The organism is Pseudomonas oryzihabitans, from assembly GCF_006384975.1.
Classification (GTDB): Bacteria; Pseudomonadota; Gammaproteobacteria; order Pseudomonadales; family Pseudomonadaceae; genus Chryseomonas; species Chryseomonas psychrotolerans_B.
The window spans coordinates 342,914-358,801 of the sequence record NZ_CP021645.1 but is presented as its reverse complement, the minus strand read 5'-3'; the positions used below and the strand labels follow the sequence as shown (position 1 = coordinate 358,801).

Genomic DNA, 15,888 nt, shown 5'->3' with positions numbered 1-15,888 from the left:
GGGGCGGATCGCGTCAGAGCACCTGGAGGCGGCCCGCGTCCAACCGTACCCGCGCACCATAGGGCCAGGCTTGGTTCTCCGGACCATGACCGCTGGGCAGGCCGCGATAAAGGGCGATGCCGCGCGGCTCCAGCCATTCGGCGAAGATCTCTGCCAGCGACTGCTCGACGTTGCGTTGCGGGCAATCGGTGAAGGTGCCTAGGCAGACCGCACCGATGCGATGCTCGGTAAGCCCGCCCAGCAACTGGCAGAGACTGCGCTCCAGCCGATAGTAGGGTTCACCGACGTCTTCCAGCATGAGGATGGCGCCATCGTGGGGTCGCAGAGCGGCAGAGGTGCCGACCACGCTGGCCAGGGTGGTGAGATTGCCACCGATCAACTCACCCGCCGGGACCTGGGCGGGACCGGCCAGCCGCTCCAGGTTCCAGGCCGGACGCGCACCGGCGCACAGTTCCAGCACCGACTGCAACGAGCGAGTTCGTGCCGTCTGAGCCTCGGGATCTTCGTCACGACGCCCCCAGTCCAGGGCGCCGGGCCCGTGGATCGCGGTCAACCCACGACGATGGAAGGCCTCTAGCAACACCGTCAGATCGGAATAGCCGATCAAGGGCCGCCCCTTGCTACTGGAGAGGCGCGACCAGTCCAGCCAGGGCAGCAACTGGGCGGATCCATAGCCGCCCCGCAGGCACCAGACCGCGTCGACGTCCGCCTGACTGAAGGCCCAGTGCAGATCCGCCGCCCGCTCTTGCGGCGTACCGGCCAGATAGCGATGCCGGCTGAGTGCCTGCTCGCCGAGCAGCGGCTCGATGCCGGCCTCCCGTAGCCGCGCCATGGCCGCCATCACCAGCTCTTCCTTGACCGCACCCGCTGGACTGACCAGCGCCACTCGGCGCAACGGGCTCATTCCAGTACCTCCACCGGCATGCCGGCCTCGATGACGCCGCACCCCAAGGGGATGACGTTCATGCCGAACAGCATGCGGTTGTCCTCGAAGCGGTATTCGCGCAGGGCAGTGAGCGGTTGCCGATCGGGATCCTTCTCGCCAGTGAGCGGATCCTGGGTGGTGACGATGCAACGCGCACAGGGACAGGCCACGGCGAAGTCCACGGTGCCGATGCGCAGCCGTTTCCAGCCGTCCTCGGCGTAGGCGGGCGCACCCTCCACTACCAGGTTGGGCCGAAAGCGCAGCATTTCCAATGGCTTGCCCACCCGCGCCACCAAGTCGGCCAGGGAGGCTTCGCTGGTCAGCAGCAGCGGAAAGCCGTCGGCGAAATGCACCTTCTGGCCGGGCTCGGCGAAGTCGGTATTGATCTGGCGGGCGTGGCTTTCAGCAATGTGTACGAGGCGGCAGCGACGTCCGAGGAAGTCGCTCAGCCAGGCATCGGCCGCGGCGGCCACCGGCGCCTGCAGGGTATCGCGCCAGATGGTGACGCCCAGGCGCTCGGCCTGGGGATCGGGCACCGAGACCTCGAGCGGTTCGCGGCCGGGCGCACTTAGGCGCAGGCGATCATTGGCCAGCCAACGCGCTTCGATGCGATTCATCTGGGCCAGTTGGCGCAGGGTCAGGAAGCGACCGGTATCGGCGTCCACCACCATCCAGCGCCGGTCACCGACCAGGCCCAGGGCGTCCACCTCGGCGCGTGACAAGGTTTCCACGGCCGTCGATTTGACGGGATAACGGTAGAGGGCACTGAGGTGCGGCATGGGCGCGGCTTCCTGGCAGCTGACGAGGGCCGCCAGTGTAAGGGAGGTGCCGGGCAGGCGAAACCGCGGGGATCAGCTCTCTTCGGCCAGCGCCAGGCGCCGGCGGACTTCCTCGACCAACAGATCGGGCTGGAACTTGGAGAGGAAGGCGTTGCAGCCGACCTTCTTCACCATGGCTTCGTTGAAGCTGCCCGACAGGGAGGTGTGCAGCACGACATAGAGATCGGCGAGGCGCGGATCCTGGCGGATCTCGGTGGTCAGCCGATAGCCGTCCATTTCCGGCATCTCGGCATCGGTCAGCACCATCAAGAGCTTGTCGGTCAGCACCACGCCTTCGTCGGCCCAGGCCTTGAGCTTGCGCAGGGCCTGCAGGCCATCGGTGGCGACATGGAATTTCAGGTCCAGCTGCACCAGGGTATCGCGCAGCTGGCCAATGGCGGTGCTGGAGTCGTCCACCAGCAGCACCTCGCGCCCGCGGGCCTTGGCCAGCAAGGGATCGGCCAAGCGCTCCTGGGAGACCTTGACGTTGTAGGGGACGATTTCGGCCAGCACCTTCTCGACATCGATGACCTCCACCAGCTTGTCTTCGATGCGGGTGATGGCGGTCAGGTAGTGCTGGCGCCCGGAGCCACCGGGCGGCGGCTGGATGCTGTCCCAGTTCAGGTTGATGATGCGATCGACGCCGCCCACCAGGAAGGCCTGCACCGAGCGGTTGTACTCGGTGACGATGATGGTGCTGTTCTCGTCGGGGGTGATGGGGCGCATGCCGATGGCGGCGGCGAGATCGATCACCGGCAGGGTCTGGCCGCGCAGGTGGACGACCCCACAGACCACCGGGTGCCGCTTGGGCATCAGGGTCAGGCGCGGCAGCTTGAGCACCTCCTGCACCTTGAACACGTTGATGGCGAACATCTGCCGGCTGGACAGCTGGAACATGAGAATTTCCAGGCGGTTCTCGCCAACCAACTGGGTACGTTGATCGACGGTATCGAGAATACTGGCCATGGAAAATCCGCTCCAAAGATAAGTCAGGTAGAAGGCTATCGGCTGCAATCGCCAGGTCTTGAGTACCGAGAAACGACGAAGCCGCCCGAGTGGGCGGCTTCAGCGAGCGGCGAGAGACTCAGGCGCGTGGCAGGGTCACGCCACGCTGGCCCTGATACTTGCCGCCGCGGTCCTTGTAGGAGACCTCGCAGGCCTCGTCGGACTGCAGGAACAGCATCTGCGCCACCCCTTCGTTGGCATAGATCTTCGCAGGCAGGGTGGTGGTGTTGGAGAACTCCAGGGTCACGTGCCCTTCCCACTCGGGCTCCAGCGGGGTGACGTTGACGATGATGCCGCAACGGGCATAGGTGCTCTTGCCCAGGCAGATGGTCAGGACGTCGCGCGGGATGCGGAAGTATTCCACGGTGCGCGCCAGGGCGAAGGAGTTCGGCGGAATGATGCAGACGTCGCTGACCACGTCGACGAAGCTCTTGTCGTCGAAGTTCTTCGGGTCCACCACCGCCGAATGGATGTTGGTGAACACCTTGAATTCGTTGGCGCAGCGCACGTCGTAGCCGTAGCTGGACACCCCGTAGGAGATCACCCGGCTGTCGTCCGCGCCGCGCATCTGACGCTCGACGAAAGGCTCGATCATGCCGTGCTCCTGGGCCATGCGGCGAATCCACTTGTCCGATTTGATGCTCATGGCAGGTCTAGCTCCGGGGCGAAAAAATGACCGCGCATTCTATTAGATAGCGGCGCGGTCTCAAAGGCGAACGGACGAAATCAGTCGTCGCTGACGGTGATGGTGGGCATGCCGCCACCGGCCTGACCGCTCTGGGCGATGCGCGCCCCGACCTTGCGCGCCAGCTCCTGATAGATCAGCGCGATCTGGCTGTCGGGATCGGCAATGGCGGTGGGCCGCCCGGCATCGGCCTGTTCGCGGATGGCCATGGCCAGCGGCAGCGAGGCCAGCAGGTCCACGCCATACTGCTCGGCCAGCTTGCTGCCGCCGCCTTCGCCGAACAGGTGCTCGGCATGGCCGCAGTTGGAGCAGATGTGCACTGCCATGTTCTCCACCACCCCGAGTACCGGGATGTTGACCTTCTGGAACATCTCCACGCCCTTCTTGGCGTCCAGCAGGGCCAGGTCCTGGGGCGTGGTGACGATCACCGCGCCAGCCACCGGGACCTTTTGCGCCAGGGTCAGCTGGATATCGCCAGTGCCGGGCGGCATGTCGATCACCAGGTAATCGAGGTCGTTCCAGGCGGTCTGGGTGATCAATTGGATCAGGGCACCGGAAACCATCGGCCCGCGCCAGGCCACCGGGGTCTTGTCGTTGGTCAGGAAGGCCATGGACATGACCTCGACGCCATGGGCCTGCAGCGGAATGAACCATTTCTCGTCGCGCACCTCGGGGCGGGTACCCTCGGCGAAACCGAACATGATGCCCTGGCTGGGACCATAGATGTCGGCATCCAGCACGCCCACCCGGGCGCCTTCGCGGGCCAGTGCCAGCGCCAGGTTGGCGGCGGTGGTGGACTTGCCTACCCCGCCCTTGCCCGACGCCACGGCGATGATGTTCTTGACGTTGCCCATGGCGTCCAGCTGCGGCTGGGCGGCGTGGGGCGCTATGTGGCAGTCGATCTGGATCTCGGCGGTCTCGACCCCAGGGACGTTCTCCAGAGCGGTCTTGAGCACCTGGGCCAGACCACCCTTGAACAGTCCGGCGGCATAGCCCAGTTCGAAGCGGGCACGCACGCGACCACCATCCAGCGCGAGGTCGCGCAGGGCGCCGGCGCTGAGCAGGTCTTGTTCGAGGTAGGGATCTTGGTACTGGCGCAGCGCGGCCTCGATGGCCTCGCGAGTCGGAGCGGTCATGCAGACTCCCGGAAACGACGGATGAGAAAAGCAGTTGCGGCCTATGCTACCCACTGTCCTTGCTAAAGCCTATCCACGCGGCGCTACACTCCCGGCTTTCCCCTCGCCCGCGGAGCCCAGCGTGAACGCCTCTTCCCTGCACATCAGTTCCACCTTCGACAGCGGCGCCGTCGAGGTGCTGTCCCTGGCCGACCATACCGACATCCGCCTGCGCATCCGCCCCGACACCGCCTCGCCCTTCACCCAGTGGTTCCATTTCCGCCTAGAGGGCGCCCGCGGCCTGCCCTGCCAACTGAGCTTCGACAACGCCAGCGAGTGCGCCTACCCCGAAGGTTGGCGCGACTATGGCGTGGTGGCCAGCTACTGCGGCCAGCAGTGGTTCCGCATCCCCAGCCGCTATGACGGCAAGACCCTGAGCTGGACGGTCACCCCGGAGCACGACAGCCTGTTCTTCGCCTATTTCGAGCCCTATCCGGAAAGCCGTCATTTGGCCTTCATGGGCGAAGCGCAGCGGCATCCCGCCGTCCGTCTGGAAACCGTCGGCCGTTCGCTGCTGGGGCGTTCGCTGGACCTGCTGCGCATCGGCACGCCGGGTACCGGCAAGAAGAACATCTGGGTCATCGCCCGCCAGCACCCCGGCGAACCCATGGCCGAGTGGTTCGTCGAAGGCCTGCTGAGACGCCTGCTCGGCCTGGGCGACCACCAGGGCGATCCGGTCGGCGCCAAGCTGCTGGAGCACGCGGTGCTGCACGTGGTGCCGAATATGAATCCCGACGGCTCGGCGCTGGGTAACCTGAGAACCAACGCCGCCGGTGCCAACCTCAATCGCGAATGGTTGGAGCCGGATGAGCAACGCAGTCCCGAGGTCCTGGCGGTACGCCGCGCCATCGCCGCGACCGGCTGCGACCTCTTCCTCGACATCCATGGCGACGAAGCCCTGCCCTATGTCTTCGTCGACGGCTGCAACGGCCTGCCCAACTTCGGCGAGCGCGAAGAGGCCGAGCAGCAAGCCTTCCTGCAACGCTTCCTGCGCGCCAGCCCGGACTTCCAGACCCGCTACGGCTACCCGCGCGGGCATTTCGGCAGCGAGACGCTCAAGCTCGCCACCAAGTACGTCGGCCACACCTACGGCTGCCTGGCCCTGACCCTGGAACTGCCATTCAAGGACAACGCCAACGATCCCCGCCCGGACGTTGGCTGGAACGGTGCCCGTAGCGCTGCCCTCGGCGCGGCGATGGTCAGCGCCCTGTACTGGCAGTTGGCGGATATCTGAGTCCGGACCTACCCCTGCCCATCCCCCACGGATGAAACCGACCGGCCATTTCGCTATGATGGTCGGTCACCTTATCAGCGTCGCGATCCAGCCAAGACCATGACCGAGCCCCGCAAGATTCTCGTCACCAGCGCCCTGCCCTACGCCAACGGTTCCATCCATCTCGGCCACATGGTCGAGTACATCCAGACCGACATCTGGGCCCGCTTCCAGCGGCTGCGCGGCAACCAGTGCCTCTATGTATGCGCCGACGACGCCCATGGCTCGGCCATCATGCTGCGCGCCGAGCGCGAGGGCATCACGCCCGAACAGCTGATCGACAACGTCAAGCGCGAGCACAGTGCCGACTTCGCCGACTTCGGCGTGGCCTTCGACAACTTCCACTCCACCCATGCGGAAGAGAATCGCGAGCTGTCCCGCGCCATCTATTTGAAGCTGCGCGACGCCGGCCACATCGCTACCCGCCCGGTCACCCAGTATTTCGACCCGGACAAGCAGATGTTCCTGGCCGACCGCTTCATCAAGGGCACCTGCCCTAAATGTGGCGCCGCCGACCAGTACGGCGACAACTGCGAGAAGTGCGGCGCCACCTATGCGCCCACTGAGTTGAAGGACCCCAAGTCGGCCATCTCCGGCGCGACCCCGGTGCTGCGCGAATCCGAGCACTTCTTCTTCAAGCTTCCCGACTTCAGCGACATGCTCAAGGGCTGGACCCGCAGCGGCGCCCTGCAGGAGTCGGTGGCCAACAAGATCGCCGAATGGCTGGATGCCGGTCTGCAGCAGTGGGACATCTCCCGCGATGCGCCCTACTTCGGCTTCGAGATCCCCGATGCCCCGGGCAAGTACTTCTATGTCTGGCTGGATGCGCCCATCGGCTACATGGCCAGTTTCAAGAACCTCTGCGACCGCCGCGACGACCTCGACTTCGATGCCTTCTGGAACAAGGACAGCAGCGCCGAGCTGTACCACTTCATCGGCAAGGACATCGTCAATTTCCACGCGCTGTTCTGGCCGGCCATGCTCGAAGGCGCCGGCTACCGCAAGCCGACCGCGCTCAACGTCCACGGCTTCCTTACCGTCGACGGCCAGAAGATGTCCAAGTCCCGTGGCACCTTCATCAAGGCGCGCACCTACCTGGATCACCTGAATCCCGAGTACCTGCGCTACTACTTCGCTGCCAAGCTCTCGCGCCATGTCGAGGACATCGACCTGAACCTCGAGGACTTCGTGCAAAAGGTCAATTCCGACCTGGTGGGCAAGGTGGTCAACATCGCCAGCCGCTGCGCCGGCTTCATCCACAAGGGCAACGGCGGCCTGCTGGTGGACGCTCAGGCCGCCCCCGAGCTGGAGGCAGCCTTCCGCGCCGCCGCGCCGAGCATCGCCGAGGCCTACGAGACCCGTGACTTCGGCCGCGCCATGCGCGAGACCATGGCGCTGGCCGACCGCGCCAACGCCTGGATCGCCGACAAGGCGCCGTGGAGCCTGGCCAAACAGGACGGCAAGGCCGACGAAGTCCAGGCCATCTGCGCCCAGGGCATCGAGCTGTTCCGCCAGTTGGCGATCCTGCTCAAGCCGGTACTGCCCAACTTGGTCGCCGCTGCCGAGAGCTTCCTCAACGTCGCTCCCCTGACCTGGGCCGACCTGGACAAGCGCCTGGCCAATCACCAGCTCAACGCCTTCCAGCCGCTGCTCACCCGCATCGAACCCGCCAAGGTCCAGACCATGATCGACGCCTCCAAGGAAGACCTGGCCGCCCAGGCCGCGCCCCAGCCCACCGGCAACGGCGAACTGACCAAGGCCCCGCTGGCCGAGACCATCGACTTCGACACCTTCGCCAAGGTCGATCTGCGCATCGCCCTGATCGAGAAGGCCGAATTCGTCGAGGGCGCCGACAAGCTGCTGCGCCTGACCCTGGATATCGGCGATGCCAAGCGCAACGTCTTCTCCGGCATCAAGAGCGCCTATCCCGAGCCGAGCCAGCTCGAAGGCCGCCTGACCCTGTACGTCGCCAACCTGGCGCCGCGCAAGATGAAGTTCGGCGTATCCGAAGGCATGGTCCTGGCTGCAGGCCCCGGCGGCAGCGAGATCCACCTGCTCAGCCCCGACAGCGGCGCCAAGCCGGGTCAGCGGGTGATGTGATAGCTACGGCGCCCGAGAGCCTGTTCAAAGGCGGGCGAGCTAGCGACAAACAAGGCGAAAATGGCTGAGGAAGCGGAGTTTACAAGGCGTAAATGAGCATTCCGAAGCCATTTTCAACGCAGTTTGGCCGACGCGCAGCCGACTTTGTACAGGCTCTCAGGGCGCCGTTCTTTCTGTCATGACCATGAACGCTCAACCTGATCTGATCACCGCCATCGACGCCCTGCTGCCGCAGACCCAGTGCGGCAAGTGCGGCCATCCCGGTTGCCAACCCTATGCGGCCGGCATCGCCGCGGGCGAAGCGCATAACAAGTGCCCGCCCGGTGGCACGGCCACCATTCTCGAACTGTCGGCGCTGCTCCAGCGCCCCGCGCTGCCACTGGGTTCGCCCTACCCGGTGACGCCCAGCCAGCGCGCGGTGATCCGCGAAGCCGAATGCATCGGCTGCACCAAGTGCATCCAGGTCTGCCCCACCGACGCCATCCTCGGCGCGGCCAAGCTGATGCATACGGTGATCGAGAGCGAATGCAGTGGCTGCGAACTCTGCCTCGCGCCCTGTCCGGTGGACTGCATCGATCTGGTGGCGACCCCCGGGCCGGTCGACCGCGCCGCGGAACGTGAGCGTGCCCGCTACTATCGTCGGCGCTTCGACGCCCGCCAGGCGCGCCTGCAGCGGGAGCGCGAGCGGCTGGAGGCCGAGCGTCAGCGTCGGCAGGCACCCGCCGTAGCCGTGGCGCCCCCAGTGGCCTCTGCAACGACGGAGCCTGCACTCAAGCCGCTGAAGATCGCCGCCGCCATGGCCCGGGTCGCTCTGCAGAAGGCCGAGCGGCAACTGGCCCAATACGGCACGACCGCCCTGGAGGCTCAGGTACAACAGCTGCGCGAAGCCGCCCTGCAGGCCCAACGAGCCTTGGACGCTGCGCAGCAGCCAGAGGCAGAAGGGACCGCCGCGACCGTGGCGCCGAATCCCGCCGCGCTCAAGCAGGCGCGCATCGCCGCCACCCTGGCCCGCGCCCAGCTGACCAAGGCCGAACGGACCTTTGGTGCCACCCCCGCGCCCGAGCAGGCCCAGCAGCTGGATGCCCTGCGCACCGCCGCTCAGCAGGCCGCCCGTCACCTCGCCGCTCTGGAAGAACAGACCACGTCATGAACGCCGCCAAACGCCTGGAGATCTTCCGTCGCCTGCACGAGGACAACCCCGATCCCAAGACGGAGTTGTCCTATGCCTCGCCGTTCGAATTGCTGATCGCCGTGATCCTCTCCGCCCAGGCCACCGACGTCAGCGTCAACAAGGCCACCGCCCGCCTCTATCCGGTAGCCAATACGCCCCAGGCCATCTTCGACCTGGGTGTGGAGGGGCTGTCGGAGTACATCAAGACCATAGGGCTCTACAACAGCAAGGCCAAGAACGTCATCGAGACCTGCCGACTGCTGCTGGAACGCCACGGCGGCGAGGTACCCCAGACGCGCGAAGAACTGGAGGCCCTACCCGGCGTCGGCCGCAAGACCGCCAACGTGGTCCTCAACACCGCCTTTCGGCAGATTGCGATGGCTGTGGATACCCATATCTTCCGGGTCAGCAACAGGACCAACCTGGCACCCGGCAAGAACGTGGTGGAAGTGGAGCTGAAGCTGCTCAAGGTGGTGCCCAAGGATTATCTGCTGGATGCCCACCACTGGCTCATCCTCCATGGCCGCTACGTCTGCCAGGCACGTAAACCGCGTTGTGGCAGCTGCCGGATCGAAGACCTGTGCGAGTACAGGGCGAAAACCTCCGACGATTGAAAAAGGGCTGATCAAGGCCCTCTAGCGATTGAAAAAATCTTTTTTACCGGCCCCTGCTTTGTCGTTATAAGGTGCGCGAAAAGGTCCCGCAGTTCTGTCGATGACGGGCGTGTGACCCTGTTCAGCCTTGCAGGAGTTACCAATGGCCGAAGACAAAAGCGATATCGATGTAGACGAAGATTTCGAGACCGAGGGTGAGGCGCCCGATACCGTCGAACCCATCGTCAGCAAGACCAACCTGACCAAGCGGCGACTGATCGACAACATGCTCGAAGAGCGCCGCCTGAAAAAGCAGATCTCCGAATACGATTTCGATCTGTAGCTCATAAAAAACCCCAGCCAAAGCTGGGGTTTTGCGTTTCCAGGCGACCCTTACAACAGGGTACGACCCTTGCCGGCGGCAATGCGCATGCGCAGCGCGTTGAGCTTGATGAAGCCGGCCGCGTCCGCCTGGTTGTAGGCACCGCCGTCTTCCTCGAAGGTGGCGATGTTGGCGTCGAACAGCGACTCGTCGGACTTGCGGCCAACGACGATGACGTTGCCCTTGTACAGCTTCAGGCGCACCACGCCGTTCACGTTGGTCTGGGAGGCGTCGATCATCTGCTGCAGCATCAGCCGCTCGGGGCTCCACCAGTAGCCGGTGTAGATCAGGCTGGCGTACTTGGGCATCAGCTCGTCCTTGAGGTGCGCCACTTCGCGATCGAGGGTGATGGACTCGATCGCGCGGTGGGCCTTGAGCATGATGGTGCCGCCGGGGGTCTCGTAGCAGCCACGGGACTTCATGCCCACATAGCGGTTCTCGACGATGTCCAGGCGACCGATGCCGTTCTCGCCACCGATGCGATTCAGCTCGGCCAGCACGGTAGCCGGGCTCAGCTCCTTGCCGTCGATGGCGACGATGTCACCGTTACGGTAGGTCAGCTCGAGGTAGGTGGGGGTGTCCGGCGCGGCTTCCGGGGACTTGGTCCAGCGCCACATGTCCTCTTCGTGCTCGGTCCAGGTGTCTTCCAGCACGCCGCCCTCGTAGGAGATGTGCAGCAGGTTGGCATCCATGGAGTACGGCGACTTCTTCTTGCCGTGGCGCTCGATCGGGATCTGGTGCTTCTCGGCATAGTCCATCAGCTTCTCGCGGGAAAGCAGATCCCACTCGCGCCAGGGCGCGATCACCTTGACGCCGGGCTTGAGCGCATAGGCGCCCAGCTCGAAGCGCACCTGGTCGTTGCCCTTGCCGGTGGCGCCATGGGAGATGGCATCGGCGCCGGTCTCGTTGGCGATCTCGATCAGGCGCTTGGCGATCAGCGGACGGGCGATGGAAGTACCCAGCAGGTACTCGCCTTCGTAGACGGTGTTGGCACGGAACATCGGGAAGACGAAGTCACGAACGAACTCTTCGCGCAGGTCGTCGATGTAGATTTCCTTGACGCCCATGGCCTGGGCCTTGGCACGTGCCGGCTCGACTTCCTCACCCTGGCCGAGGTCAGCGGTGAAGGTCACCACTTCGCAGTTATAGGTGTCCTGCAGCCACTTGAGGATCACCGAGGTGTCCAGGCCGCCGGAATACGCCAGGACTACCTTCTTCACATCCGCCATGCCATTTGCTCCCGTGCGTCGCGTTGAATCGGAAAGGCGCCGATTCTACCGATCACAGCGGGGGTTTTATAGAGGCGCGACGCAGCCGGATGTCGAGGCGACACCCAGTGCGGCGCTTCAGAAGTTGACTGCACGATTTTGGCGGCGCTTTTTGTTCCTGGGCAGGTGCGAACGTCTAAAGCACCACACTAGCCCTTGGGCTTGGCCGGTGGTGCCGGGGTGGGTGCGGGTGGTTCGGCGGGATTGGCCGCGGTGGCGGTCGGCGCGGTGGTGGGCTGGGGCGGCGTGGCCGGTCCCTGGGAGAACACCAGGGTCACCCGACGATTGCGCGCGCGGTTGGCCTTACTGGTGTTGGGGACCAGCGGATACTGCTCGCCGAAAAAGCGCAGCTCGATCTGCTCGGCCGGAAAGCCCTTGGCCTTGAGGTATTCCATGACCGCCAGGGCGCGCAGCCGCGACTCCTGGCGATTGTCCAGCCGGGTGCCGTGATTGTCGCTATAGCCGGAGACCACCACGTGATTCACGCGCGGATCGGCCTTGAGGTAATCGTCGATGAGGTCGAGCTTGGCCCTGGCCACGTCGTCCAGGGCATCGCCGCCGTCCGGAAAGTTGATCTGCGAATGGCGGATCTGTTCGAAGTTGACCGCCAGCAGCTTGCGGGTACAGGCCTCGAAGTCTTGGTAGGCCTTATCGAAACGCATCGGCAATAGCCGCACCTCGACCCGCTGGGCCAGGCCGTCGCGTCCAGTCACCAATGGCGTCCGGCCTTCCCGCAGGCCCGTGAGCAGGCGCACCGCCTGTTGCGCCGAGGAAGACAGCGGCTGGTCGCCCGCGACCAATTGCACCGTGCCCAGGTTGACGTTGCCCAGGCCCGGGCGCCAGGGCGCCGCGGCGGCCTGCAGACTGGCGCTGCCAGTGGCCAGCCAGGGACCGGTGGTGCGCAGCTCGAAGACCGTCGCCTCACCAGCACGCTTGAGGAAGCCGCCGCTGCCGAAACGCGGGACCGGCTGCAGCAGGCGGCAGGCGAAGATGTCGCCCTCCACTTTCCATTCGGCGCTCTCGAGCCGGTCCTGGAAGGTCATCCCCCAAACCGGCGCATTGAGCAGCAGAGCGGAAAGTAGCAGGTGACGCGGGCGCACGGTGGGCTCCAGGGGATATGACTGACTCCAGAGCTATCGGTCGACCGGGCGGAAAACTTGAGCCCGACCACCCCGGCGGGTGCCGATAGCCTGGCTTTTCCGGTAGCATTTCCGCACTTTCCCGCAGCCTGGAATCCCGCATGACCGACCGGATCACCCTTGCCCGTCCCGATGACTGGCACATTCACCTGCGCGACGGCGCCGCCCTGCAACAGACCGTCGCCGACGCCGCCCGCGAGTTCGGTCGCGCCATCGTCATGCCCAACCTGGTCCCGCCGGTGCGCAATGCCGAGCAGGCCGCCGCCTATCGCGAGCGCATTCTCGCCGCCCGCCCCGCCGGCAGTCGCTTCGAACCCCTGATGGTGCTCTATCTCACCGACCGTACCAGCCCGGAAGATGTCCGCACCGCCAAGGCCACCGGCTTCGTACACGCCGCGAAGCTCTATCCGGCCGGCGCCACCACCAACTCTGACTCCGGCGTCACCTCGCTGGACAACCTCTTCCCCACCCTCGAAGCCATGGCCGAGGTCGGCCTGCCGTTGCTGGTCCACGGTGAGGTCACCCATGCCGAGGTGGACGTCTTCGACCGCGAGAAAAAATTCATTGACGAGCACCTGGTGCGTATCGTCCAGCGTTTCCCGACGCTGAAGGTGGTGTTCGAACACATCACCACCGGCGACGCCGCCGCCTTCGTCCGCGAAGCCCCGGCCAACGTCGGCGCCACCATCACCGTCCATCACCTGCTCTACAACCGCAACCACATGCTGGTGGGCGGTATCCGGCCGCACTTCTACTGTCTGCCGATCCTCAAGCGCAACACCCACCAGAGTGCCCTGCTGGACGCCGCCACCAGCGGCAACCCCAAGTTCTTCCTCGGCACCGACTCGGCACCCCATGCCCGCCACGCCAAGGAAGCGGCCTGTGGCTGTGCCGGCTGCTACACCGCCTACGGCGCGCTGGAGCTCTACGCCGAGGCATTCGAGAGCCGCAACGCCCTGGACCGCCTGGAAGGCTTCGCCAGCCACTTCGGTCCGGATTTCTACGGCCTGCCGCGCAACACCGAGACCGTCACCCTGGTACGCGAAGACTGGCAGGCACCTGCCTCCCTGCCCTTCGGCGACCATGACGTCGTGCCGCTGCGCGCCGGCGAAACGCTGCGCTGGCGCCTGGAGGTAGGCGCATGAGCATGGACGAGACCTTCAGCGACGAGCTGGACGCCAGCCAGCCGATGTCCGACTCGCGCATTCCCATGGCGCGCCGCTTCCGTGGCTACCTGCCGGTGGTCGTGGACGTGGAGACCGGCGGCTTCAACGCCGCCACCGACGCCCTGCTGGAAATCGCCGCAACCACCGTGGCCATGGACGATGAAGGAGTGCTCTACCCGGATCACACCTACTTCTTCCGCGTCGAGCCCTTCGCCGGAGCCAATATCGAGCCGGCGGCCCTGGAATTCACCGGGATCAAACTCGACCATCCGCTGCGCATGGCGGTCAGCGAAGAGCACGCCCTCGGCGAGATCTTCAAGGGCGTGCGCAAATCGCTCAAATCCAGTGGCTGCAAGAGAGCCATCCTGGTTGGCCACAACAGCAGCTTCGACCTGGGTTTCCTCAACGCTGCGGTGCTCCGTTGCGGCCTGAAGCGCAACCCCTTCCATCCCTTCTCCAGCTTCGATACCGCCACCCTGGCCGGCCTGGCCTATGGCCAGACGGTACTGGCCAAGGCTTGTCAGGCCGCCGGGATCGAGTTCGATAATCGCGAAGCCCATTCGGCCCGCTACGACACCGAGAAGACCGCCGAGCTGTTCTGCGGCATCGTCAATCGCTGGCGGGAAATGGGTGGCTGGGTCGATCTCGACTGAGAGCGGCCGATAAACCCCCTGCGCGTCCACCAGATGGAGACGTGCAGGGCTCGGACTCGTCCTATGCCCGCTTGAATTCGGCCAGGTTCCTGCGCGATGAGGGCGTCCTCCTGATACCGCTCGCTACCTGCTGTTAACCGCTCCAGTTGATCTACCGTTCGTCGCCTAGGTCACCTTTGTAATGAGATTTCGCCGCCTACAACTTTGACAATCATTCTCATTGTCATTAGCTTTGGCGGCACCTCCACTCATACAGCAGGCGATCCATGTACGTGTGTCTTTGCCGTGGCGTGACCGACAAGCAGATCCGCGAAGCCATCTATGACGGCTGCTGCAGTTATCGGGAAGTTCGGGAAAGCACCGGTTGCGCCACCCAGTGCGGCAAGTGCGCTTGCCTCGCCAAGCAGGTGGTCAAGGAGACGCTCGGTGAATTGCACGGCGCTCAGCAACTCGCCTACGCCCTCGACGTTCCCCGCGTATAAAAAATCGCTGCAGCAAAAGCCGGACCCTGTGTCCGGCTTTTTTATTGGTTAATCAAAAGCTTACGCGAAGGATGGAAAAGCTTTCGATTACCGTTCGATTTTCGTCGATTTTTCAACAACTTAAGCTTTTGACAAAGGGCTTTTCGGCGCTCAGACTGCCGGCAATCCCACCCCCTCCGCAGGTCAGGCCATGAAAGGCGATATCACCGTTATCCAGCATTTGAACAAGATCCTCGGCAACGAACTGGTGGCCATCAACCAGTACTTCCTGCACTCGCGCATGTACAACGACTGGGGCATCCGCAAGCTCGGTCACCACGAGTACAAGGAATCCATCGACGAGATGAAGCACGCCGATCGCCTGATCGAGCGCATCCTGTTCCTGGAAGGCCTGCCGAACCTGCAGGACCTGGGCAAGCTGATGATCGGTGAGAACACCCAGGAAATGATCCAGTGCGACCTGCGCCTGGAGATCAGCGCCGTGGCCGACCTGCGCGAAGCCATCACCTACTGCGAGACGGTCCGCGACTATGTCAGCCGCGATATGCTCAAGGACATCCTGGAGTCCGAGGAAGAACACATCGACTGGCTGGAAACCCAGCTGACCCTGATCGCCAGCGTCGGTATCGAGAACTACATCCAGTCGCAGATGCACGACGACGATTGATCAAATCGCGCCCATGAAAAAGCCCGCCTAGTGCGGGCTTTTTCATGGGCCAGGGACTCAGGCGTCCTTGGTTTCCACAGCTTGCTTGATCAGGGTCTGCAATTCGCCCTTCTCGTACAGCTCGGCCAGGATGTCGCTCCCGCCAACCAATTCGCCACCGACCCACAGCTGGGGAAAAGTAGGCCAGTTGGCGTACTTGGGCAGATTGGCGCGGATTTCCGGATTCTGCAGGATATCGACGTAGGCGAATTTCTCGCCACAGGCCATCAGCACCTGAGCGGCACGGGACGAGAAACCGCACTGGGGTGCGTTCGGCGAACCCTTCATGTAGAGCAGCACGGGATTGTTGGCAATCTGGTCTTTGATGGTATCGATGATGTCCACGA

At 64.4% G+C, this 15,888-nt stretch carries 17 protein-coding genes; 9 read left to right on the top strand and 8 right to left on the bottom strand.

The genetic code is table 11. The annotated features are described in order from the left end of the window. Nucleotides 1–13: 13 nt before the first annotated feature. From CCZ28_RS01560 to apbC, 5 genes are all read right to left on the bottom strand, one after another. Complete coding sequence (locus CCZ28_RS01560) at nucleotides 14–904, bottom strand: S66 peptidase family protein (RefSeq protein WP_140215326.1); 891 nt, start codon at nucleotides 902–904, stop codon at nucleotides 14–16. Then, a complete protein-coding gene (locus tag CCZ28_RS01555; RefSeq protein WP_140215324.1) occupies nucleotides 901–1,704 on the bottom strand; it encodes an MOSC domain-containing protein in 804 nt (267 codons plus the stop codon). Before CCZ28_RS01555 ends, CCZ28_RS01560 begins: the two co-directional genes overlap by 4 nt. A gap of 72 nt (nucleotides 1,705–1,776) precedes the next feature. Continuing rightward, nucleotides 1,777–2,709 carry a chemotaxis protein CheV gene (locus CCZ28_RS01550; RefSeq protein WP_140215322.1) on the bottom strand — a complete coding sequence of 311 codons (933 nt, stop codon included), beginning with the start codon at nucleotides 2,707–2,709 and terminating at the stop codon, nucleotides 1,777–1,779. A 118-nt stretch (nucleotides 2,710–2,827) separates the two neighbouring features. Beyond that, entirely contained in the window at nucleotides 2,828–3,394 is a 567-nt protein-coding gene (gene dcd, locus CCZ28_RS01545) for a dCTP deaminase (RefSeq protein ID WP_007162761.1), read from the bottom strand. Nucleotides 3,395–3,474: 80 nt separating this feature from the next. Then, nucleotides 3,475–4,569 carry an iron-sulfur cluster carrier protein ApbC gene (apbC, locus tag CCZ28_RS01540; RefSeq protein WP_140215320.1) on the bottom strand — a complete coding sequence of 365 codons (1,095 nt, stop codon included), beginning with the start codon at nucleotides 4,567–4,569 and terminating at the stop codon, nucleotides 3,475–3,477. 121 nt (nucleotides 4,570–4,690) lie between these two features. Between apbC and CCZ28_RS01535 the strand changes: the two genes are divergently transcribed. From CCZ28_RS01535 to CCZ28_RS01515, 5 genes are all read left to right on the top strand, one after another. After that, nucleotides 4,691–5,842 (top strand): M14 family metallopeptidase, encoded by a 1,152-nt coding sequence (locus CCZ28_RS01535; protein WP_140215318.1) that lies wholly within the window; start codon nucleotides 4,691–4,693, stop codon nucleotides 5,840–5,842. Between the two features lie 99 nt (nucleotides 5,843–5,941). Next, a complete protein-coding gene (gene metG / locus CCZ28_RS01530; RefSeq protein WP_140215316.1) occupies nucleotides 5,942–7,981 on the top strand; it encodes a methionine--tRNA ligase in 2,040 nt (679 codons plus the stop codon). 64 nt (nucleotides 7,982–8,045) lie between these two features. Next, nucleotides 8,046–9,131, top strand: coding sequence for an RnfABCDGE type electron transport complex subunit B (locus CCZ28_RS01525; protein WP_437179244.1), 1,086 nt, complete (start codon nucleotides 8,046–8,048; stop codon nucleotides 9,129–9,131). Then, entirely contained in the window at nucleotides 9,128–9,766 is a 639-nt protein-coding gene (nth, locus tag CCZ28_RS01520; RefSeq protein WP_140215312.1) for an endonuclease III, read from the top strand. Before CCZ28_RS01525 ends, nth begins: the two co-directional genes overlap by 4 nt. 142 nt (nucleotides 9,767–9,908) lie before the next feature. Next, nucleotides 9,909–10,088 carry a PA3496 family putative envelope integrity protein gene (locus CCZ28_RS01515; RefSeq protein ID WP_140215310.1) on the top strand — a complete coding sequence of 60 codons (180 nt, stop codon included), beginning with the start codon at nucleotides 9,909–9,911 and terminating at the stop codon, nucleotides 10,086–10,088. Between the two features lie 50 nt (nucleotides 10,089–10,138). Here the strand turns inward: CCZ28_RS01515 and CCZ28_RS01510 are convergent, their stop codons facing one another. Next, nucleotides 10,139–11,356, bottom strand: coding sequence for an argininosuccinate synthase (locus CCZ28_RS01510; protein WP_140215308.1), 1,218 nt, complete (start codon nucleotides 11,354–11,356; stop codon nucleotides 10,139–10,141). Between the two features lie 188 nt (nucleotides 11,357–11,544). Beyond that, the gene (locus tag CCZ28_RS01505; RefSeq protein WP_140215306.1) at nucleotides 11,545–12,495 is read right to left on the bottom strand and encodes a flagellar protein MotY; all 951 of its coding nucleotides are present in this window, start codon (nucleotides 12,493–12,495) and stop codon (nucleotides 11,545–11,547) included. Between the two features lie 140 nt (nucleotides 12,496–12,635). Here CCZ28_RS01505 and pyrC point away from each other — a divergent pair, with 140 nt between their 5' ends. The 4 genes from pyrC (at nucleotide 12,636) to bfr (ending at nucleotide 15,502) form a co-directional block, all read left to right on the top strand. Further along, nucleotides 12,636–13,679, top strand: a complete 1,044-nt coding sequence (gene pyrC, locus CCZ28_RS01500) for a dihydroorotase (RefSeq protein ID WP_140215304.1) — start codon at nucleotides 12,636–12,638, stop codon at nucleotides 13,677–13,679. A 2-nt stretch (nucleotides 13,680–13,681) separates the two neighbouring features. After that, on the top strand, nucleotides 13,682–14,353 hold the full coding sequence (gene rnt, locus CCZ28_RS01495) for a ribonuclease T (RefSeq protein ID WP_205894660.1): 672 nt from the start codon (nucleotides 13,682–13,684) through the stop codon (nucleotides 14,351–14,353). 266 nt (nucleotides 14,354–14,619) lie between these two features. Then, nucleotides 14,620–14,835 (top strand): bacterioferritin-associated ferredoxin, encoded by a 216-nt coding sequence (locus tag CCZ28_RS01490; RefSeq protein ID WP_058760977.1) that lies wholly within the window; start codon nucleotides 14,620–14,622, stop codon nucleotides 14,833–14,835. Nucleotides 14,836–15,025: 190 nt separating this feature from the next. Next, nucleotides 15,026–15,502, top strand: a complete 477-nt coding sequence (gene bfr / locus CCZ28_RS01485) for a bacterioferritin (RefSeq protein WP_140215300.1) — start codon at nucleotides 15,026–15,028, stop codon at nucleotides 15,500–15,502. A gap of 57 nt (nucleotides 15,503–15,559) precedes the next feature. On the opposite strand, the gene grxD is transcribed toward bfr, so the two are convergent. Continuing rightward, a complete protein-coding gene (grxD, locus tag CCZ28_RS01480) occupies nucleotides 15,560–15,886 on the bottom strand; it encodes a Grx4 family monothiol glutaredoxin (protein WP_007162748.1) in 327 nt (108 codons plus the stop codon). Nucleotides 15,887–15,888 lie beyond the last annotated feature (2 nt).

Coding starts and splice junctions, on each gene's coding strand:
- CCZ28_RS01555 (WP_140215324.1), bottom strand. CDS start 1,704: ATGCCGCACCTCAGTGCCCTCTACCGTTATCCCGTCAAATCGACGGCC.
- CCZ28_RS01490 (WP_058760977.1), top strand. CDS start 14,620: ATGTACGTGTGTCTTTGCCGTGGCGTGACCGACAAGCAGATCCGCGAA.
- dcd (WP_007162761.1), bottom strand. CDS start 3,394: ATGAGCATCAAATCGGACAAGTGGATTCGCCGCATGGCCCAGGAGCAC.
- CCZ28_RS01510 (WP_140215308.1), bottom strand. CDS start 11,356: ATGGCGGATGTGAAGAAGGTAGTCCTGGCGTATTCCGGCGGCCTGGAC.
- CCZ28_RS01515 (WP_140215310.1), top strand. CDS start 9,909: ATGGCCGAAGACAAAAGCGATATCGATGTAGACGAAGATTTCGAGACC.
- CCZ28_RS01550 (WP_140215322.1), bottom strand. CDS start 2,709: ATGGCCAGTATTCTCGATACCGTCGATCAACGTACCCAGTTGGTTGGC.
- bfr (WP_140215300.1), top strand. CDS start 15,026: ATGAAAGGCGATATCACCGTTATCCAGCATTTGAACAAGATCCTCGGC.
- pyrC (WP_140215304.1), top strand. CDS start 12,636: ATGACCGACCGGATCACCCTTGCCCGTCCCGATGACTGGCACATTCAC.
- nth (WP_140215312.1), top strand. CDS start 9,128: ATGAACGCCGCCAAACGCCTGGAGATCTTCCGTCGCCTGCACGAGGAC.
- metG (WP_140215316.1), top strand. CDS start 5,942: ATGACCGAGCCCCGCAAGATTCTCGTCACCAGCGCCCTGCCCTACGCC.
- rnt (WP_205894660.1), top strand. CDS start 13,682: ATGGACGAGACCTTCAGCGACGAGCTGGACGCCAGCCAGCCGATGTCC.
- CCZ28_RS01560 (WP_140215326.1), bottom strand. CDS start 904: ATGAGCCCGTTGCGCCGAGTGGCGCTGGTCAGTCCAGCGGGTGCGGTC.
- apbC (WP_140215320.1), bottom strand. CDS start 4,569: ATGACCGCTCCGACTCGCGAGGCCATCGAGGCCGCGCTGCGCCAGTAC.